This is a genomic window from Pontimicrobium sp. MEBiC06410, assembly GCF_053601615.1.
On sequence record NZ_JBSHNT010000147.1, the window covers coordinates 79,228 to 97,421 of the forward strand.

Here is an 18,194-nt window from a genome sequence, read left to right on the forward strand (position 1 = left end):
TTGAAATTCAAAGTACTTTATAAACACAAATATGAAACAAATAGTCAATAGTATTGCCGCTATAGGATTTAGCACCTTATTTTATAAACAAGGATTAGGTTTAAACCTTGTATTATTTAGCCTTTTAACTATAATCATTTTATATATTAATAAAAAGGAAGCTTTTTTTAAAGTTAATATTGTAGTAATCGCATTGGGCTATTTAATAAGCAGTATCGCAGTGTTTTTATACCAGTCTGACTTAGCCATTATAGCTAACTTATTGTCCTTTTTTATTCTTATTGGTACAGTTTCAGAACATAAAGCTTCTATTTATGTTAATTGGTTAAATGGTTGCTACACTACTATCGCTGCTTTTTTTTACCGTTATAACCAAAACATACAGTCTAGACCTATTGAAGATTCTAACACAAAAAAGAAAATTGATTATTGGTACTGGATTAAAATTATAGGGATTCCTGCTATAGTTATTACTTTATTTATTGGTTTGTATAGAAATGGAAACCCAGTGTTTGATGATTTAATTTCTAAAATAGATTTTAGCTTTATCAATTTACACTGGCTTTTGTTTAGCGTACTTGGTTACTATCTTTTTAGTAATATTTCGCAACCTATAGCAATAGAGCCTTTAACGGCTTCAGATTTGGCAACAGGGAATAATTTAATAGAAACTAGTAATTCTTTAGAAGAAAAATTAGAAAGCGAAAAACAATTGGGTGTTGTTTTAATGAGTTTATTAAATACATTAATTATTCTTTTTTTAATTACCGATATTGTATATGTACTTAAAACCAATATTACAGCTGCCTCGCAATTCTCTAATATAGTACATAGTGGTGTTAATGCTTTAATTGCTTCAATACTACTAGCCATTATAATTATTCTTTACTTTTTTAGAGGAGATTTAAACTTTTATAAAAAAAGCAAAAGCTTAAAACGACTTACTTATGTTTGGATTATGTTAAATAGTTTATTGGTTATTATTATTTGTATTAAAAATTACCAATACATCACCTCTTTCGGTTTAACCTATAAACGCATTGGACTTAATATTTATTTACTACTAACGCTTATTGGTTTATGTACCACTTTTATTAAAGTACTAAACATAAAAAATCTATGGTATTTATTAAGGTTAAATACCCAAATAGCATTTGCTATTTTAATTATATCTAGCACTTTTAATTGGGATAAAGCAATTACGCATTACAATCTAAATTATGCAGAACGCACAGATACAAATTACTTAATATCACTATCAGATAACAATACTGTGCTATTAAAAGCCTCTGTAAATTCCCCACTTTTTTCTGAAACACAACAACACGCTATTTATAGAAAACATGCAGATTATGTAAAAAGACTAGAAGATAATTCTTGGCAAGAGTATGTATACGATAACATGACTTTAAAATAATTTATTATGAATATTGGAAACACATTAATAAAAGCTACAGGTTTAGCCACTAGTATATTTTGGATCATTCTATTACCAGAATATCCTACCGTTTCAATAATTATATCTATACTATTGTCCCTAATCCCCATATTTATTTGTTGTTTACTTACAATAGTATTTACCGTGTTTCCATTTTTTTGGTTTTTTGAAGATACTCTGGGCAAAAAACAGGTTTTTAAAACATACTTTCCTTACTACGCGATATTAATTTTTAGCATCTGTTTATTTGCTATAAATCTATTTAACTATGAGTTATTTGCTATAGCCTTTTTTGCATCTGCTTTTTTCACACTATTACAAACTTGGGTATGGTACTCTAAACTAAACGCTCATGAAAAAATATAGAAAACAACTTATTATATGGCTATTTGAGGTATCAAAAACACTATATACCTATGTTTTTAAAAACCATAAACCATGGGGAATTTATAAAGCAGAATTGCTAACCTATCCAGACACATCTTTTGGAAAACATTTAGGTTTATTTTTAGAAAAAAACAACTTTGAACTAATTCCAAAAGTAGAACGCCATGATGCTTACCATGTTCTTACTGGTTATGGTACTAAGGTAGAAGATGAAATAGCATTACAATATTTAAGTCTTGGCAATGGAAAACATAGCCCCTATTTATACGGAGCCATTATTTTAGGTACAATTTTACTTCCAGATTATATTAAATACTATCTAAAATCATATCGTATTGGTAAAAATGCTAATACGTTTTATAATCTAAACTTTAAAAATATGCTTCATGTTTCTATTAGCGATATAAGAGGCGCCATATTTATAAACCTTAATTATTAAAATTATGAACAGATTAAAAGCAACTATAAAAATTGCGCTTCTATTTTTTACAATAGGTACGTTGTTATTAATACTACATTTTATATTTAACACTTCCAACTTTATTATTTGGTTAGGTTATATGTATGTATTACTAGCAATAGTTATAAATAGTATTCTTTTAATTATACTCATCGTTGCTTTATTTATAGATAAAGAAAAACTAGAAACATTAAAATCTATTGGTGTACTCACATTAAATATCCCTATAGCTTTTGTCTACTTTCAAATGGTTATAGACTCCTTATAAACACTTAAAACACTACATTACATGAAACGTATTATAAAATACTTAAAACGATTATTTTTTATAGCAATATTAGGGTTTGGTTTTATTATTCTTTCTAATAACATTGTAAAACATAGTGCAGAATATAAGACCTTTAATACAGTCTCTCAAGTACAAAAGCATAAAGTTGGCTTAGTTTTAGGAGCTGTAAAAACACTCTCTAATGGTAGATTAAACTTATACTATAAGTATAGAGTTGAAGCGGCAGTTGCTTTATATAAAGCTAATAAAATAGATTATATTTTAGTTAGTGGAGATAACGGTAGAAAAAACTATGATGAGCCTTCAACTTTTAAAGAAGATCTTATTAAACATGGTGTTCCAGAGTCTAAGATTTATTTAGATTATGCTGGTTTTAGAACCTTAGATTCTGTTGTTAGAGCTAAAGAAGTTTTTGGTTTAAATGCTTTTATTGTAATCTCACAAGAATTTCATAATCAACGAGCTATTTATTTGGCAAAACACCATGGCATTAAAGCTATTGGGTTTAATGCAAAAGACGTTACTGGACGTTATGGATTAAAGACTCGATTACGAGAATACATTGCAAAAACAAAAGCAGTAACAGATATTATTTTTAATGTAGACCCTAAATTTTTAGGCAAAAAAATTGAAATCATTTAAGCTTATGGTGTTTCGCTTTAATATCATTTATTCTATACTATTTCTCATTCTATTAATTATAGAAATACTTATAGCTACTTTCTTAAAAAGTGGTTTTATAAGGCATACTTTTGGAGACTTTTTAGTTGTTATTTTACTCTATACTTTAATAAAAAGTATTCTAAAAACTAAATCTCTATATATAGCATTAGCAGTTTTAATAATTGCTTTTAGTATTGAGTTTTTACAACTTGCAAACCTCTTAGATTATTTAAACCTAAGAGATAATCTATTAGCAAATTTAATACTAGGTAGCCATTTTAGCATCCAAGATTTAATAGCCTATACCTTAGGAGTTATTTGCTCTTTTTTAATAGATAAAAAACTAAGTAAACATGCATAATATAATAACACTATTTCAAAAACGATTTAAAATACTATCGCTTTTATTTTTATCATTAAGCTTCTGTATTGCGCTATTATATATTAGAATGAAAATTACACAAACCATGTATTATCGTTTTTTAATGTGGAATTTGTTTTTGGCTATTGTGCCTTATACCATTACAACCTATTTAGTAAGTTTAAAAAAAATAAACTTGTTAAAGCTCTCGGTGTACTTTATTATTTGGTTGTTATTTTTACCCAATGCACCGTATATTATTACCGATTTATTACATTTAAAAACTAGCGGCTCTACAATGTTATGGCTAGACGTTTTAATGATTTCTTTTTTCGCAATAAATGGACTCTTATTATTTTACCTATCGCTTTCAGATTTTAAAACCCTATTAAAACAACACTTTAATTCCACCATAAGTTATGTTATAATTTTTGCAGTATTCTTTTTAACTAGCTTTGGCATGTACTTAGGTCGCTTTCTTCGCTATAACTCTTGGGAAATATTAAGCAACCCCAAACATCTATTTAATGATGTTATAAACATTATAGCACACCCTTTCCAACATTATAATGCGTGGTTATTTACGTTGTGCTTTGGTTTAGCTTTAAGTATTGGTTTTCTTATATTTAAAGATAAAAAGTAGGAGTTATATAATTTTTTAACACATTAAACGTTCAAAAAGCAGGATTATACTAATCCTAACTATCAAATAGTTAGCCTATTTAAAAAGTATTCACTAATTTTAAAGCTAATAAACATATAAACTCTCATTCAATGAAAAAACTAACACTTTGCGCATTGGTTACAGTTTTAGCGTTTTTTTCTTGTAAAGAAGAAAACAAAGCACCTGTGACAACGCCCCTTACTCTTGGAGATTTCGAAATTTCTACAGATAAGGTTACACAAAACGAACCCTTTACCATTAAATATAATGGAGATGCAGAAAAGATGGAAAGCTTTTACCATCAAATCAATCAATTAAAAGCTTACCCGTATGACATTAATTTTACTAATAAAGAAGCAACAATAACAATTCCCGATTCTATTTCGGCCATTGCATTTAACTTTAACATAGATGGTAAATTTGATGACAATAATAAAAAAGGCTACATATTAAAAGTACATGATGCAGAAGGTAATCCTGTAAAAGGAAGTAACACAAGTGTAGCATATTATCCAACCACTTATGGAGGCCAGTATGGACTAGAAGGAGATAAAGCTGCATTAATTGCAGCTATGGAGGCAGATATTAAAGCTAATCCAGAATTAAAAGAGGCATGGGGAAATAACTATTTACGTACATTATTTAGAAATGATAAAGCAAAAGGAAAAGCCGTTGCATTATCGCAAATAGAAGAATTAAAAGGAAAAGCATCGTTAACAGAAGAAGATTACTCTTTACTATCAAACCTTTACGGAATGATTAAAAAGAGAAAGCTAGCCGATTCTGTTAGAACTGTTGCTTTAGAAAAGTTTCCTAATGGAAAAATGAAAGCAAGCGCTTTAATGAACTCTTTTTTTGAAGCTAAAGATTTTGCTGAAAAAGAAAAAATATTCACAGACATTAAAACCATGGATAGTAAAAACCCTAATTTAGGGTACTTTACTAGTAACTTAGCCTCTGCAAGTTATAAAGCTAAAAACATGGAGGCCTTTGAAAAATATGCTGCTATGATGACTAAACCACAAGATAAAGCTGGTTTATATAACAGTATAGCTTGGCCTTTAGCCGAAGATGGTAAAGACTTAGATTTTGCAGCAAAAATTTCTAAATCTTCTTTAGATTTATTAAAAAAATCAGAGAATTCTTTAGATGATAAACCTCAATATTTAACACCTAACCAGTACAAAAAGAACATAGAAAGTTCTTATAATATGTATGCAGATACTTATGCCCTAATTTTATTTAAACAAGATAAATTAAAAGACGCTATTAAGTACCAAAAAGTAGCTGTAGGAGAAGGAAATAATGCAGATATAAACGAACGTTACATTCAATTTTTAGTTGCAGATAAGCAATATAAATTAGCTGCAGACGAAGCTAATGCCTTTTTAAACGATGGAAAAGGCTCTGAAAAAATGGTAGACTATTACAAAACAGCATATACAGAAACCAATAAAGATGGAGACTTCGATGCTGTTATTGCAGAAATAGAAAAGAAAGCCCATGAAAAAGAATTGGCTAATCTTAAAAAAACAATGTTAAATGAAGACGCTCCTGGCTTTGCTCTTAAAAACCTTGAAGGTGAAGAAGTAACGCTAGCATCTTTAAAAGGAAAAACAGTAATTTTAGATTTCTGGGCAACATGGTGTGGCCCTTGTAAAGCCTCTTTTCCAGGTATGCAAAAAGTTGTTGAAAAATATAAAGACAATGAAAATGTTGTACTATTATTTGTAGACACTATGGAAGATGGAAAAGACAGAGAGCAAAAAGTAGCAGACTTTATTGCTAAAAACAAATACGATTTTAATGTCATTTTCGATACTAAAAATAAAGACACAGATGAGTTTGATATAGCGTCTAGTTATAAAGTAGATGGTATTCCAACCAAAGTAATTATTGGTCCAGATGGAAAAATGAACTTTAAAGTTGTTGGTTTTAGTGGACAAAATGATAAAATGATGAGAGAAATAGATTTAATGGTAGGACTATTAAACCCATAAGAAACACATTATTCCAAAACAAAAAACGTTTATAGTATGTTACTATAAACGTTTTTTATTTTATCACCTTTATTAAACTTATTCTTTACCGTCTACGTAATCTTGTAAATGCGCAAAACGCTCTGTTAACTTTCCATTTTCTGTCATTTTTGCTCTATCTAAAATACCATCCTTATCGCCATTAAAAAAAGCAGGAATAACATACTTTAAAAACATAAATCCAAAACCACGACTTGCATTATTAGGTAACTCGCATGGTAAATTATCTACAGCCATAACAACAATAGCATTATCGTTTTTATAATCTGTTTCTTGTTCTGTTTGTGGGTCGTACCCATATATAGGGTCTGCTATTGTAGATGGTTTAATAGTACTAGCCACTGGCCCATCTATATCACAACTAATATCTGCAACTAATTTTATATTAAAATCTGGTGATTTAGCATCTTCTCTAGTAAATAAATAAGGCGCCCCATCACCAAAGAAATGACCAGCTATAAAGACATCGCTAACCTTTGCAAAACGCATAAAATTAGAATTGTAGTCTTCAGAATTATTATAAAAATCGTACTTTCCTAAATCTTGTCCATCTTTACGAATATTATAATCTAATACATCTATTTGCACATAAACAGCCTCGTCAAAAGTCTTATTTAAATAATCATCAACAGAAACCTCTTTAATCTTTAAATGATCTAGAATTTCTTTAGCACCCGTTCCTACTTTTCCACTTCCAGTTAAAACAATCTTCATTTTAGGGACCTCTATCTTGTCTAACTCTGCATTTAAAGCATCTCTATCTTTTAATGTCTCTGCTTTAGGTAAGTTAAAACTACCATATTTAAGCCCATAAGCCCTAAAACCATTATATGCTCCAACAACTCCTGCATAATATCCAAAACCAATTAAACGATTGTTCTTTTCATTTACAATAGTTTCATGATCGTACATTGTAATATTCTTATCTAAAATAGCACGCAATAAATCTCTATTATAAGGCTGCTTTTTTATAGTATGACTAAAGAAAAAGTACGACTTATTAGGTATTAAAGCTGAAATAGGCACTTCCTTAACACCTAGCATTACATCTGCATCTGTGACATCGTTAGAAACTGTAAACCCTAAATTAGAATATTCCGAATCCTTAAACACACGAATATCTGAAGATTCTATAACTAATTCTGCTTCAGGAAAATCAGTTTTTAGTTTTTCTAGAGCTTGTGGAGAAAATACAACTCGGCGATCTGGTGGGTTCTTACGTTCTTTTATTAGTGCAAATTTCATAAAAAATGGTTTATTTTTCATTCCGTTACAACGGAAATCTTATGTTATTTCTTGTTCTAAATTACTGACAACGACTGACAAAGCAATGGTATGGAATAATTTTTGCACGAAAATAGTAGGAATTGCAAGCTTATACAAACTTTTTGGTAACTTTGCATACTACAAAAGCAAATCATTTGCATTAAAAACGGGGTCGACTGGTTTTGACAGCGAGATTAATGAAACGGTAAGCACGTCGAGTAATGATTTTGAACTCGTAAAACGCTAAGTCAACTTTTTAAACGGCGAGAATAACTACGCTTTAGCTGCCTAATCTGAATTATAGTAGGATTAAGCCTCGGTACACAAGGTGTACAAGCTTTATGTCTCCGGAAAGCCTTGATTGACGGCGTTCCATTTTGAGGCATCGTAAATGTCAATATAGATAGTGTAATGCTTTGGTACACCATCGAAACTAAAAAAGATAAGTAATAAGTAGGCTGTTTTTGGCCAGCTTATTATCGAAAACCTAATCGAAAACTAAACGTGTAGAAAGCCCTTTGATTACTTGTTTGGACCCGAGTTCGATTCTCGGCGACTCCACAAAAAAACGCTCTATAGAATTTTCTTTAGGGCGTTTTTTTATTTCTTTTTGTATTTATAAATTAATAATTAATATGCTATTGTTTATTTTAACATTACAGAAGTACAGGCTATTTTATCATAGAGACTAGACTTTCCTTTTGTAACCACAATACTTATAAAATAAGCTATTACAATAATGTTTGGAAAAACACTTACAATTAAATTCCACATAGGAATTTCTATATTATTTGTAGAATAATGAACAGACCAGTGAATTCCAAAATGAGCAATTTCCCATGGTATTATTTTAAAAAAGACTCTAACAAATATGTTTTTTCGAGTATTATTCTCTACATATATACTTTGTAACTGCTTGCCTAATGTCCCCCTTTCACTACCAATTTCGTAAAAATAAAAATACAAGAATACTGGAAGCGTTAATGTTAAAAAGCTAATTATATTACCCGTAATTGGATCTTGAGGCTCTAAAGGGCTATTATTAACAGCGTGAATTGTATAAGTTACTAAAAACAAAATTATTGCATAGCACATTATAACCAGATAATCAACAATATAGGCAATGATCCGTTTTTTTATCATATCTCTTTTTAATTACTTACCAAATATCTATGGCTAATTATTAATTAAAAAAAGAGAGTTACCGAACAGTCTATTTTTAAGGATGAACTGTATTATTTATCAAGTCAATTGTATAACTTCAAATAAAACATCCTCAACAATAGCTTCATGCTTATTTAAAACAAAAAAATGTCCTCCATTAAAAGCTCTAGTTGTAATTTTTTTATCGGTAATACGTTGCCAACATTCTATTTGCTGTAAATTAAAATCGTCTTCCGTACCATAATAAACAGTAACTGGTAAACCTTGTAACCTAACATCTATAGGCAAATAATGCTCAATAGCTTTAAAATCGGCTTTAATTATTGGCTCAAAAAAAGACATTATTGCCTCTTCTTTTAAAATTTCATCTGGTAAACCACCAAAGGCTTTTAAAGCAGCTCTAAATGTTTTAGAATCCATTTCACTTTTAAGTGGAGGCTCAGGCATTTTTATTTCTCCTCCTCTACCCGATAAAAAAACATGTTTAGGCATTGGTGCCTTGTATTTTTCTATTAAAGATAATAAATGTACCGTTAATAGCGCTCCCATACTATGTCCAAAAAGCACATAATCACCCTTAAAAAACCGATCTTGTAGCTGTTTAAAAATATCTTCTGCCATATCTTCAACACTTTCCAGTAAAGGCTCTCTAATTCGTTTCCCTCGCCCTGGCAAACTACATTGGTAACATGCAATTTGTTTAAGAGATAGTAATTTGGTTAATGGTGTATAAGAAATTTCGCTACCGCCTGCAAAGGGCAAAAAATAGGCATTCATAAGAGGGTTATTTTATATCGATTAATTACTTCAAAGATAATACCTGCAAATACATTTAAAAAGGTATACACTATTCATTTTAAAAAAAACAAATAAAATACTGATTAACAACGCTTAAATAAAAAATACATTATTCTTATTTAGAATAAATAAAAATAAACTTGTTTTTTACAAATCTAAAAAATACATTTGCCATCTATTTATAATTAGTCTAAATAAAATATAATGAAATCTACAATTAAATTTTTAAGTGCTTTTGCTCTATTAGCTTTAGTATTTATTTCGTGTTCATCAGACGATGATAGCACACCAACAACAACAAACACTGTTACAAAATCTGCAGTAATACAAAATTACGCAAACATTGTTTATCAATCTTACCTAGATAGTTATAATGGTGCTGTATCCTTACAAGCAGCTATTAATACATTTATTGCAACGCCAAATGACGCAAACTTTACTGTTGCAAAAGAAGCATGGTTAGCTGCAAGAGAAGCTTATGGACAAACTGAGGCTTATAGAGAATGCAATGGTCCTGTAGATACAGAAGCTACAGCAGGAGGCCCATCTTGGGCACTTGGTAGTGAAGGGCAAATGAATGCATGGCCAATTGATGAAAGTTATATAGATTATGTTGCTTCTGGGACAGAGCCTTATGCAGGTAGTTACTCTAGTATAATAGCAGACACAAGTGTAACTATAGATGCTGCTACTATTGCAAGTTTAAATGAAGAACAAAACGATAAATCCATTAGTACTGGTTGGCATGCAATAGAATTTTTACTTTGGGGACAAGACAATACTTTACCTAACGAAGATAAAGCGGGTTTAAGAGCATATACCGATTATACAACGGCAACTAATGCAGATAGACGTACACAATACTTACAAGTAGCAACAACATTACTAATAAACGATTTACAAGCATTAGTAAACACATGGAATACTAATGGAGCATACAGAACTGTATTTAATAACTTAGACGAAAATGTTGCATTACGCCAATTAATAAATGGAGCCTTTTTTATAGCTGGAGATGAGTTAAGTTCTGAGCGTATTATTGCTCCTGTAGATTCTACAGATGGAATTAATGGATTGGGACAAGAAGATGAGCATTCTTGCTTTAGCGACAATACACATAGAGACATTTATGCAAATGCCAAAGGAGTTTACAATGTTATTTTTGGAGAATACAATACCATCTCTGGAGCCTCTTTTTACGATTTAGTAAAACAAGCTAATCCTACACAAGCAGAAACATTAAAAACTGCTGCAAATAATGCTATGAATAAAGTTAATGCTATAGCAAATAATGCGCAACCTTTCGATTATTTAATAACTCAAGAAAGCTCAACAGATGCTACTTTTGGTGTTGTTATGCAAAGTGTAAAAGCATTACAAGATTTAGCAGATGAAATTAGTGCTTCGGCAACAGCAATAGGAATTAATTTATAGTACTTAAATATTACATATTTTTCTTAATTTTTTTTAGAAAATCCCGCTATTTTTTATATCGGGATTTTCACATTGAAATAAAAAATGAAACATAACATTATCCTCTTATTTAGTTTAATAAGCATAATTCTTTTTAATTGTAGTAAAGACGATTATGAGCCTGTAAACACTACTTCATTATATGAAGAAGGAGAAGAATTATTAACTGGACCTTTAGGAGTTTTCTCAACAAGCCAAAATGCATTTGGCTTTGAAATTGATGGATTAACTTTTCAAGAACAAGCACAATTTGCTACAGGTAATTCTTTATTTAACCAAACATGGGTCTCCTCTCCTGCTTCTACAACAGCAAGAGATGGTTTAGGTCCAACATTTAACGCCCGAGCTTGTGCTACATGCCATTTTAAAGATGGTAGAGGCAAGCCACTAGTAAATAATGTGGGCTCTAGCGGTTTTTTAATGCGGGTAAGTTTACCTGGGCAAGATAGTAATGGCAATGCAATACCAGTTCCTGGTTATGGCGCACAAATTCAAAATAGAGCAAATAACGGCATTCCTTTTGAAGCAAAAGTTAAAGTTGTATACGAAACTATTACAGAGAGTTATCCAGATGGAACAACATACCAATTACAAAACCCTATTTATAGTTTTGAGCAAGAAGCTTTTGGTTCTCTATCTGGAGTTAAAACGTCACCTAGAGTAGCACAACAAACAATAGGCTTAGGTTTAATAAGCGCTTTACCAGATATTGAAATTATTAAATATGAAGACGTTAATGATAGTAATAATGATGGAATTTCTGGGCGTGCCAATTATGTTTACAACCAAGAAACAAATACAACTCAATTAGGAAAATATGGGTGGAAAGCTAATGCACCAACACTAAAACAACAAGTAGCAGGAGCTTTTCATGGAGACATGGGGTTAACAACAAGTCTTTTTCCAGATAATAATTGTCCTTCTCCTCAACAAGACTGCATAGACGCTCCTAATGGTGGAACTCCAGAGGTAACAGATACTCAATTAGATAAAATTGTATTTTATCAAGAACATTTAGCCGTACCCAATCGCCGTAATTTTAAAGACGAAGAAGTATTAAAAGGAAAAGTATTATTTAACGATCTTAACTGTATTGGCTGCCATGCAATAAATCAAAAAACAGAAACAACAAACAATTCGCTTCTTAACGACATTACAATAAAACCATATTCCGATTTCTTATTGCACAATATGGGTGATGCACTGGCCGATAATAGAACAGACTTTCTCGCTAACGGAAACGAATGGCGTACACAACCACTTTGGGGTATAGGACTAATTGCTACTGTAAACGGACATACAAACTTACTTCACGATGGAAGAGCAAGAAATATAGAAGAAGCCATATTATGGCATGGTGGTGAAGCAGAAAATAGTAAACAAGCCTTTAAAAACCTTCCTTTAAATAAACGCCAACAGGTTATTGCTTTTGTAAACTCTCTCTAAAAAATGAAAATGAAAATGAAAAAAATTAATTTAATACTAATCGCCTTGTTATTATTTACTTGCGATTCTAAAACAGACAATACTACAGAACCCTCTACTTTTCAAGTTAAAGCACTTTTAAATGAGCTTACAAATCAGCAAATATTACCAGCAGTTTTAGAGTTTAAAAACCAAGCCAATACACTTAATCTAAAAGTTGAAAATTACTTAACTTCTACAAACGAAGCCAACCTAGCATCTTTACAAAACCAATGGCAACAAACCGCTCTTGCTTACGCAAATATTTACGCTTTTAATATAGGCTCTGTTAGAGATCAATTTATGCATCAAGCCTTATACAACTGGCCAACATTACCTAATGCTTTAGAAAATGTAATGATTAACAATACTGAAATTACAGAAGAATTAGTCTCTAGTTTAAGTCCACAAATAAAAACACTTTCTGCTTTAGAATATTTATTATTTAATAATGATGTAACAACCGTTAACACTCAGTTTTTTACTTCCCAAAAAAGAAAAAATTATTTAAAATATACAGCTCTGGAATTTAAGGCACAAGCCGAAAGACTTAATGGTATATGGACAACTCCAGAAAATTATGCTAATACATTTATAAATAATAATGCTGAAGGTATTCAAGGCTCTTTTAATAAACTATATAATGGTTTATATAACCTTATAGATACCGCTAAAATTAAAAAAGTAGGAAAACCTGCTGGTTTAGAAAATTCTACAAACACAAACCCAGAGTTATTACAAGCCTACTTTAGTAAGTTATCTTTAAATATTTTAATGGAAAATATTAATAGTGTAGAAAACACTTATTTTAACCCTAATGGTCTTGGCATAGACGATTATGTGTTTTCTATTACTAATAATTCTATTTTAAATAATAACGTACAAAATAAATTAAACGATATTAAAACTGCTATAAATGCCATACCTGTACCTTTATACAATGCAATAAGTACTCACCCTACAGAAGTAGAAGCTCTGTATAATGAAATAGAAGCTCTAGAAATTTTATTTAGTGTAGACGTACGTAGTATATTATCTATAATTATTACTACTACAGATAACGATGGTGATTAAAAAAATTCTTTAAATGACATGGAGGGATTACCCCAAGTAATTACAGAGGTTAATTATTACATACCGAAATAGCAATATTACTGTAACTACTATGCCTTCTACACTATCAATTTCGAGAAACTATAACTTGTGCTCAAAAAATTAAATTTTGCCACAATATTCGTTAATATAATTGTTATACCAAACATACTAATACAAGGATGTAAAAGCATTACCAAACCAACATAAAATATTTTTTTAAAGGGTTTAGCATAAATAAGTTAAAAAGAGGCTACCTAAACTTTTGGGTATCTAGGCGGCCTCAAACTTAAAAAACAATTTATCAACCTATCATTAATTGTTTTCAGCATACCAATAACTAGATAGTTATAGTATTGTTATTTAGATAATAATCTACTTTTAGCCTTTTCACGCTTATTAAATTCATAAACTCTTTTTTGATATACCATAAAAATGGCGTCCTCTATATCAAGGTTTTCCTTTCTACCATTTAAAACAGCACTTATGTAAGTATCGCTAAATGGCTCTCCACTTTTACTGGTTATATTTTTACTCTCTAACTCTTTTAAAACATCTTTTATATAGTTCGTTTTAAGATGAACCTTTAACGTTCTCGTCTCTTCTGTGGTTATCATAAAATGTATTATTGATTTCTAGGTAAATATTTGGTACATTTGAGGTGTACCGTTTTACTAAAATACAAATAATATTTTGTAATGTAAAATATTATACACACAAAATAGAATAACTATACGTAAACCTTGTAAATGGAAATAGTAGATAGAATACTCGAAATACAGAAAGAAGTCACTAAAAGTCAGCGTTCTTTTGAATTAAGCATAGGTAAAACTAGTGGTTATTTTAATGTAATAAGAAGAAATAAAAGTACGCCCGGAGTAGATTTAATTCTTAAAATAATTGAAATATATCCAGAATATAATCTTAATTGGATTATGACAGGAAAAGGAGATCGGTACAACAAAGGTGTAGAAGTTAACAAAGTTAGTGAAGGTAGATCTCATTATATCACTAAAGAAACGGGGCCAATTGAAGAAATTATAGAAAAATTAGCTGAAGAAAAAATGCATAGTTTTATAGAAGCTCAAGATAAAAAGCTAACAGACTTAAGCGAAGCCATTTCAGATATTAAGAAGAGTATAAACGACATAAAAAAGAAAGTAGATAAATAAAACTAAACTTATTTAACATAAAAAGCCTTGTAGTGATTAATTACAAGGCTTTTTTATAGTACTATTTTAAAGGTTTTGTTTTATTTAAGAGGTCTTAGCTTTCTTTTTTAATTTAAGATCTAAATTATGGTGTTGCCATTTAGAAAAACCACCTTCTAAATCGTAAATTTTAACAAAACCAGCATCTTTAAGTTTTTTTGCACATTTAGCACTTCTTCCGCCACCTTGGCAATATAATATTACCGGTTTTAATTTATCTAACTTTTTAATATCCTCTTCAAACGTAGGAGAGTTAAAATCTATATTTTGTGACAAAGCCAAATGCCCATTTTTGTGCTCTCTCTCTGTTCTAACATCTATTAACTGAACGTCGTCCAGTTTTAATAGTGTTTCCATTTCTTCTGTAGAAACTACTGTTATTTCTCCAGCTGCTTGATCTGAACAACTAGATAAAAACAGTACTAACAAAAGACTAAATGTAATTGATAATTGTTTCATGATTGATGATGTTATTTAATTACTGGGTTTTCTCCCCATTCCATTGCGAAAATCCCCCCGCAAGGTTATAAGTGTTTTCAAACCCCATTTGATTCATTATAACACAGGCTTGTCCGCTTCTTCCACCAGACTTACAATACACATAATAGTTTTTTGATTTGTCTAGTTCTTCTAACTCATATATAAAAGCCTGACCTTTAAATATATTCAAATTTTTAGCATTAGGAATATGTCCATCTGCAACCTCTTCTTCCGTTCTAACATCCAATATAAAAGCGTTGTCGTCGTTTTTAAGTTGCTCTGCCCAAGCGTCCTGAGATAAATCTGCCATTTTTAAGTTTTTATGTACAAAGTTAATCAAAATTAACTTTTCTTTAAGAAATAGACGATAAAAAACCCGAAGTGTTACACACTTCGGGTTCTTTTTTTAAAATTTTATTTAATATTTAAAGAAACTACACTTTAATAGAGCACCCTATAGCTCGTGTTTCTTTTACTTTAACAGCTTTCCCTTTTAATAATGCATCTACTGCATTTTCTACATATTTTTCTTTTACTAAACTTGCATCACTATAATTATCATCTATAGCTCCAATGTATTTTACAACATTACCTTTTTTAGTTTTTTCTAAAACATAAACGTGTGGCGTTTTAGTTGCTCCATATTGCGGATATACTTTTTGTCCCTTATCCATTAAATATGGAAATGTAAACCCTTTTTCTTTTGCTCTAGCTTTCATGTTTTCCATACTATCACCAGGTTTAACCTCTGTATTGTTAGGCATAATAGCAATTACAGGATAACCTAGTTTTGCGTATTTTTTGTTTAAAGCTTCAGTTCTATCTTCGTAAGCAACTGCATAAGGACATGTATTACAAGTAAAGGTTACAATAAACCCTTTAGCGTCCTTAAAATCTGATAAAGATACCATATTACCATCTATATTTTCTAATTTAAAATCTGTAGCAATGTCGCCTACTTTATAACCCGTATTATCTTCTTTATTTCCATTTGTAAAAGCGCTAACACCTAATATTACAACGGCAACACATAATAATTGTACTATTTTTTTCATGACTAACTGTTTTATTTTTATTAATAATTTATTTGTATTAAACCTAACCGCTATAGCATATAAAAAAGGTTAGTTTAAAAACGTACTTACTTCTGTTTGTAATTCTTTATAATTAAAAGACTGTTCATAAAATTGGCGCTTCTCTTTATTATATATTATAGTAGCAGGTATAGCACCAGACCAATCTTTATTAACTTTAGGTATCCACGTGTTAGAGTCTGTATCATTTAGTGCTACAACTTTAGATGCCAATTTGTGTTTTAGTATAAAAGGTTTTAACTTTTTTTCGTACTGTTTAGGAAAATCTAAACTAACTAAAATAACCTCTACATTTTTAGACTTGTATTCTGTATTTAACTTTTCAAAATAAGGAAGTTCTTTAACACAAGGAGCACACCAAGTTGCCCAAAAGTTTATAACATATATTTTATCATCTTCCTTATTTAGTAAAGGTTCTAATTCTTTAAAATTATATATAGGAAATTCTATCGAGTTAGACACATCTTCTGCTACAAGTTCTTCAGAGATTACCTCATTAGCCAATAATTCCTTGGTTTCGGCTTCAACAATTTTTATATCTTTTTCTTCATTTTTACAGGAAACTATCACTGTTAGTAATAACATTAAAACTAGTTGTTTCATAAAATATAATTGTATTTAGTATTAGTTCCTATTAATTTAAAGGCCATACTATCTTTATTTTTATAAAGTTATTACACTCCTTTCAAGCAAAATTAAAATTTAACACAAAATTATAGTTTCAGTATAAAAATAAACATACATTTGTATATACAAATATTGTAACAACAAATGAAAATAGAACACGCTATAAAAAGTACAAAGCCAATACCGCTCCCACAAAAGACCGTTATTAATATTTTTTATACCAGTAATTCTATTAAAGAGGATTTTAGTCGCTTCTTTAAAAGTTATGGTTTATCTATGGAACAATATAATGTTCTTAGAATTTTACGTGGGCAAAAAGGAACACCTGCAAACATGAGTACACTTCAGGAGCGTATGATTAATAAAATGAGCAATACAACTCGATTAGTAGACAAATTAATAGTAAAAGAGTTAGTAACCAGAAATACTTGCCCTAGTAACAGACGAAAAATAGAAATTTTAATTACCAACAAGGGGCTAAATATAATGAAGCAGATTGATGATAAATTAGATATAAAAGAAAACAACCTTACTAAAAACCTAACTAACAACGAACTAGAAACACTAAACAACTTATTAGATAAAATTAGACTTTAAAATTAAATAACAATTAATAAAAAATGAAAACAATTAAAAACACTTTAGTAATAGCATTAGCTTTAACATTAGTATCATTTACTACTGGCCTAGTCAATAAAGAGGTAAAAGTAAAAAACAGTACAATAACATGGACTGGTCATAAATTAACAGGAAAGCATGAAGGAACAATTAACTTAAAAGAAGGCACCTTAACTCTAGATGCAAAAAAATTAGTAGCAGCTAATTTTACTATAGATATGACTTCTATTAACACAACAGATCTAGAAGGAGAACAAAAAGCAAATTTAGATGGACATTTAAAATCTGGAGACTTTTTCAATGTTAATGAGTTCCCTACAGCCACATTTAAAACTACAGCAGTATCCTTAAAAGGAAAAGAAGGTAATTATACTGTAACTGGAGACATGACAATTAAAGGCATTACACACCCAATTACGTTTAATATGAATGTAACAGAGCATACAGCTACAGCTAAACTAAAAGTAAATAGAGCTAAATACAAAGTTAAGTACGGTTCTTCTAGCTTTTACGATAACTTAAAAGACAAAGTAATATCAGACGAGTTCGACTTAGACATTAAATTATCTTTTTAATTAAGGATTTCATTAATAGCAGAAAAACCTC

22 protein-coding genes and 1 other RNA gene are annotated in these 18,194 nt (G+C 30.0%); 15 read left to right on the forward strand and 8 right to left on the reverse strand.

Annotation, left to right across the window (positions count from 1 at the left end):
• The first annotated feature begins 31 nt into the window (after nucleotides 1-31).
• From ACVC08_RS07685 to ACVC08_RS07720, 8 genes are all read left to right on the forward strand, one after another.
• A complete protein-coding gene (locus ACVC08_RS07685) occupies nucleotides 32-1,417 on the forward strand; it encodes a DUF4153 domain-containing protein (protein WP_452601607.1) in 1,386 nt (461 codons plus the stop codon).
• Nucleotides 1,418-1,423: 6 nt separating this feature from the next.
• The gene (locus tag ACVC08_RS07690) at nucleotides 1,424-1,804 is read left to right on the forward strand and encodes a hypothetical protein (protein WP_452601608.1); all 381 of its coding nucleotides are present in this window, start codon (nucleotides 1,424-1,426) and stop codon (nucleotides 1,802-1,804) included.
• A complete protein-coding gene (locus ACVC08_RS07695; protein ID WP_452597153.1) occupies nucleotides 1,791-2,264 on the forward strand; it encodes a Coq4 family protein in 474 nt (157 codons plus the stop codon). Before ACVC08_RS07690 ends, ACVC08_RS07695 begins: the two co-directional genes overlap by 14 nt.
• Nucleotides 2,265-2,268: 4 nt before the next feature.
• Nucleotides 2,269-2,553, forward strand: a complete 285-nt coding sequence (locus ACVC08_RS07700; RefSeq protein ID WP_452601609.1) for a hypothetical protein — start codon at nucleotides 2,269-2,271, stop codon at nucleotides 2,551-2,553.
• Between the two features lie 21 nt (nucleotides 2,554-2,574).
• On the forward strand, nucleotides 2,575-3,216 hold the full coding sequence (locus tag ACVC08_RS07705; protein WP_452601610.1) for a SanA/YdcF family protein: 642 nt from the start codon (nucleotides 2,575-2,577) through the stop codon (nucleotides 3,214-3,216).
• Complete coding sequence (locus ACVC08_RS07710; protein WP_452601611.1) at nucleotides 3,203-3,598, forward strand: ribosomal maturation YjgA family protein; 396 nt, start codon at nucleotides 3,203-3,205, stop codon at nucleotides 3,596-3,598. Before ACVC08_RS07705 ends, ACVC08_RS07710 begins: the two co-directional genes overlap by 14 nt.
• A complete protein-coding gene (locus tag ACVC08_RS07715; RefSeq protein WP_452601612.1) occupies nucleotides 3,591-4,241 on the forward strand; it encodes a DUF1361 domain-containing protein in 651 nt (216 codons plus the stop codon). The genes ACVC08_RS07710 and ACVC08_RS07715 overlap by 8 nt, the downstream gene beginning before the upstream one ends.
• A 131-nt stretch (nucleotides 4,242-4,372) precedes the next feature.
• Nucleotides 4,373-6,262, forward strand: coding sequence for a TlpA family protein disulfide reductase (locus ACVC08_RS07720; protein WP_452601613.1), 1,890 nt, complete (start codon nucleotides 4,373-4,375; stop codon nucleotides 6,260-6,262).
• 78 nt (nucleotides 6,263-6,340) lie between these two features.
• Here ACVC08_RS07720 and ACVC08_RS07725 read toward each other — a convergent pair whose 3' ends face one another.
• Nucleotides 6,341-7,546 (reverse strand): NAD(P)-dependent oxidoreductase, encoded by a 1,206-nt coding sequence (locus ACVC08_RS07725; protein WP_452601614.1) that lies wholly within the window; start codon nucleotides 7,544-7,546, stop codon nucleotides 6,341-6,343.
• Nucleotides 7,547-7,735: 189 nt separating this feature from the next.
• Between ACVC08_RS07725 and ssrA the strand changes: the two genes are divergently transcribed.
• Nucleotides 7,736-8,131, forward strand: a transfer-messenger RNA (tmRNA) gene (gene ssrA / locus ACVC08_RS07730).
• Between the two features lie 81 nt (nucleotides 8,132-8,212).
• On the opposite strand, the gene ACVC08_RS07735 is transcribed toward ssrA, so the two are convergent.
• Together ACVC08_RS07735 and ACVC08_RS07740 are read right to left on the reverse strand one after the other, a co-directional pair.
• Nucleotides 8,213-8,710, reverse strand: a complete 498-nt coding sequence (locus tag ACVC08_RS07735) for an RDD family protein (protein ID WP_452601615.1) — start codon at nucleotides 8,708-8,710, stop codon at nucleotides 8,213-8,215.
• 99 nt (nucleotides 8,711-8,809) lie between these two features.
• A complete protein-coding gene (locus ACVC08_RS07740; RefSeq protein ID WP_452601616.1) occupies nucleotides 8,810-9,508 on the reverse strand; it encodes a thioesterase II family protein in 699 nt (232 codons plus the stop codon).
• A 225-nt stretch (nucleotides 9,509-9,733) separates the two neighbouring features.
• On the opposite strand from ACVC08_RS07740, the gene ACVC08_RS07745 reads away from it, so the two are divergent.
• From ACVC08_RS07745 to ACVC08_RS07755, 3 genes are all read left to right on the forward strand, one after another.
• Nucleotides 9,734-10,963 carry an imelysin family protein gene (locus tag ACVC08_RS07745; RefSeq protein ID WP_452601617.1) on the forward strand — a complete coding sequence of 410 codons (1,230 nt, stop codon included), beginning with the start codon at nucleotides 9,734-9,736 and terminating at the stop codon, nucleotides 10,961-10,963.
• 84 nt (nucleotides 10,964-11,047) lie between these two features.
• The gene (locus ACVC08_RS07750; RefSeq protein WP_452601618.1) at nucleotides 11,048-12,448 is read left to right on the forward strand and encodes a di-heme oxidoreductase family protein; all 1,401 of its coding nucleotides are present in this window, start codon (nucleotides 11,048-11,050) and stop codon (nucleotides 12,446-12,448) included.
• A gap of 15 nt (nucleotides 12,449-12,463) precedes the next feature.
• Nucleotides 12,464-13,540: an imelysin family protein gene (locus tag ACVC08_RS07755; protein ID WP_452601619.1), complete on the forward strand. Its 1,077-nt coding sequence runs from the start codon at nucleotides 12,464-12,466 to the stop codon at nucleotides 13,538-13,540.
• Between the two features lie 377 nt (nucleotides 13,541-13,917).
• Here the strand turns inward: ACVC08_RS07755 and ACVC08_RS07760 are convergent, their stop codons facing one another.
• On the reverse strand, nucleotides 13,918-14,175 hold the full coding sequence (locus ACVC08_RS07760) for a hypothetical protein (RefSeq protein ID WP_452596924.1): 258 nt from the start codon (nucleotides 14,173-14,175) through the stop codon (nucleotides 13,918-13,920).
• 132 nt (nucleotides 14,176-14,307) lie between these two features.
• Between ACVC08_RS07760 and ACVC08_RS07765 the strand changes: the two genes are divergently transcribed.
• Complete coding sequence (locus ACVC08_RS07765; protein ID WP_452596925.1) at nucleotides 14,308-14,730, forward strand: hypothetical protein; 423 nt, start codon at nucleotides 14,308-14,310, stop codon at nucleotides 14,728-14,730.
• A gap of 84 nt (nucleotides 14,731-14,814) precedes the next feature.
• On the opposite strand, the gene ACVC08_RS07770 is transcribed toward ACVC08_RS07765, so the two are convergent.
• The 4 genes from ACVC08_RS07770 to ACVC08_RS07785 all read right to left on the reverse strand — a co-directional run bounded on the left by ACVC08_RS07770 (nucleotide 14,815) and on the right by ACVC08_RS07785 (nucleotide 16,946).
• A complete protein-coding gene (locus tag ACVC08_RS07770) occupies nucleotides 14,815-15,228 on the reverse strand; it encodes a rhodanese-like domain-containing protein (protein WP_452596926.1) in 414 nt (137 codons plus the stop codon).
• Between the two features lie 19 nt (nucleotides 15,229-15,247).
• Nucleotides 15,248-15,559 (reverse strand): rhodanese-like domain-containing protein, encoded by a 312-nt coding sequence (locus ACVC08_RS07775; protein ID WP_452596944.1) that lies wholly within the window; start codon nucleotides 15,557-15,559, stop codon nucleotides 15,248-15,250.
• Nucleotides 15,560-15,683: 124 nt separating this feature from the next.
• Nucleotides 15,684-16,304 (reverse strand): thioredoxin family protein, encoded by a 621-nt coding sequence (locus ACVC08_RS07780; protein ID WP_452596927.1) that lies wholly within the window; start codon nucleotides 16,302-16,304, stop codon nucleotides 15,684-15,686.
• Between the two features lie 69 nt (nucleotides 16,305-16,373).
• Nucleotides 16,374-16,946, reverse strand: coding sequence for a TlpA disulfide reductase family protein (locus tag ACVC08_RS07785; RefSeq protein ID WP_452596928.1), 573 nt, complete (start codon nucleotides 16,944-16,946; stop codon nucleotides 16,374-16,376).
• A 168-nt stretch (nucleotides 16,947-17,114) separates the two neighbouring features.
• On the opposite strand from ACVC08_RS07785, the gene ACVC08_RS07790 reads away from it, so the two are divergent.
• Both ACVC08_RS07790 and ACVC08_RS07795 read left to right on the forward strand, forming a co-directional pair.
• Nucleotides 17,115-17,567: a MarR family winged helix-turn-helix transcriptional regulator gene (locus tag ACVC08_RS07790; RefSeq protein ID WP_452601620.1), complete on the forward strand. Its 453-nt coding sequence runs from the start codon at nucleotides 17,115-17,117 to the stop codon at nucleotides 17,565-17,567.
• A 23-nt stretch (nucleotides 17,568-17,590) separates the two neighbouring features.
• Complete coding sequence (locus ACVC08_RS07795; protein WP_452601621.1) at nucleotides 17,591-18,163, forward strand: YceI family protein; 573 nt, start codon at nucleotides 17,591-17,593, stop codon at nucleotides 18,161-18,163.
• Nucleotides 18,164-18,194: the final 31 nt, after the last annotated feature.

What these genes read in the sequence shown, in the direction of transcription:
- ACVC08_RS07770 (WP_452596926.1), bottom strand. Translation starts at nt 15,228, where the DNA reads ATGAAACAATTATCAATTACATTTAGTCTTTTGTTAGTACTGTTTTTA.
- ACVC08_RS07755 (WP_452601619.1), top strand. Translation starts at nt 12,464, where the DNA reads ATGAAAAAAATTAATTTAATACTAATCGCCTTGTTATTATTTACTTGC.
- ACVC08_RS07715 (WP_452601612.1), top strand. Translation starts at nt 3,591, where the DNA reads ATGCATAATATAATAACACTATTTCAAAAACGATTTAAAATACTATCG.
- ACVC08_RS07750 (WP_452601618.1), top strand. Translation starts at nt 11,048, where the DNA reads ATGAAACATAACATTATCCTCTTATTTAGTTTAATAAGCATAATTCTT.
- ACVC08_RS07765 (WP_452596925.1), top strand. Translation starts at nt 14,308, where the DNA reads ATGGAAATAGTAGATAGAATACTCGAAATACAGAAAGAAGTCACTAAA.
- ACVC08_RS07785 (WP_452596928.1), bottom strand. Translation starts at nt 16,946, where the DNA reads ATGAAACAACTAGTTTTAATGTTATTACTAACAGTGATAGTTTCCTGT.
- ACVC08_RS07725 (WP_452601614.1), bottom strand. Translation starts at nt 7,546, where the DNA reads ATGAAATTTGCACTAATAAAAGAACGTAAGAACCCACCAGATCGCCGA.
- ACVC08_RS07740 (WP_452601616.1), bottom strand. Translation starts at nt 9,508, where the DNA reads ATGAATGCCTATTTTTTGCCCTTTGCAGGCGGTAGCGAAATTTCTTAT.
- ACVC08_RS07795 (WP_452601621.1), top strand. Translation starts at nt 17,591, where the DNA reads ATGAAAACAATTAAAAACACTTTAGTAATAGCATTAGCTTTAACATTA.
- ACVC08_RS07790 (WP_452601620.1), top strand. Translation starts at nt 17,115, where the DNA reads ATGAAAATAGAACACGCTATAAAAAGTACAAAGCCAATACCGCTCCCA.
- ACVC08_RS07705 (WP_452601610.1), top strand. Translation starts at nt 2,575, where the DNA reads ATGAAACGTATTATAAAATACTTAAAACGATTATTTTTTATAGCAATA.
- ACVC08_RS07720 (WP_452601613.1), top strand. Translation starts at nt 4,373, where the DNA reads ATGAAAAAACTAACACTTTGCGCATTGGTTACAGTTTTAGCGTTTTTT.
- ACVC08_RS07735 (WP_452601615.1), bottom strand. Translation starts at nt 8,710, where the DNA reads ATGATAAAAAAACGGATCATTGCCTATATTGTTGATTATCTGGTTATA.
- ACVC08_RS07700 (WP_452601609.1), top strand. Translation starts at nt 2,269, where the DNA reads ATGAACAGATTAAAAGCAACTATAAAAATTGCGCTTCTATTTTTTACA.
- ACVC08_RS07685 (WP_452601607.1), top strand. Translation starts at nt 32, where the DNA reads ATGAAACAAATAGTCAATAGTATTGCCGCTATAGGATTTAGCACCTTA.
- ACVC08_RS07760 (WP_452596924.1), bottom strand. Translation starts at nt 14,175, where the DNA reads ATGATAACCACAGAAGAGACGAGAACGTTAAAGGTTCATCTTAAAACG.
- ACVC08_RS07780 (WP_452596927.1), bottom strand. Translation starts at nt 16,304, where the DNA reads ATGAAAAAAATAGTACAATTATTATGTGTTGCCGTTGTAATATTAGGT.
- ACVC08_RS07690 (WP_452601608.1), top strand. Translation starts at nt 1,424, where the DNA reads ATGAATATTGGAAACACATTAATAAAAGCTACAGGTTTAGCCACTAGT.
- ACVC08_RS07745 (WP_452601617.1), top strand. Translation starts at nt 9,734, where the DNA reads ATGAAATCTACAATTAAATTTTTAAGTGCTTTTGCTCTATTAGCTTTA.
- ACVC08_RS07695 (WP_452597153.1), top strand. Translation starts at nt 1,791, where the DNA reads ATGAAAAAATATAGAAAACAACTTATTATATGGCTATTTGAGGTATCA.
- ACVC08_RS07775 (WP_452596944.1), bottom strand. Translation starts at nt 15,559, where the DNA reads ATGGCAGATTTATCTCAGGACGCTTGGGCAGAGCAACTTAAAAACGAC.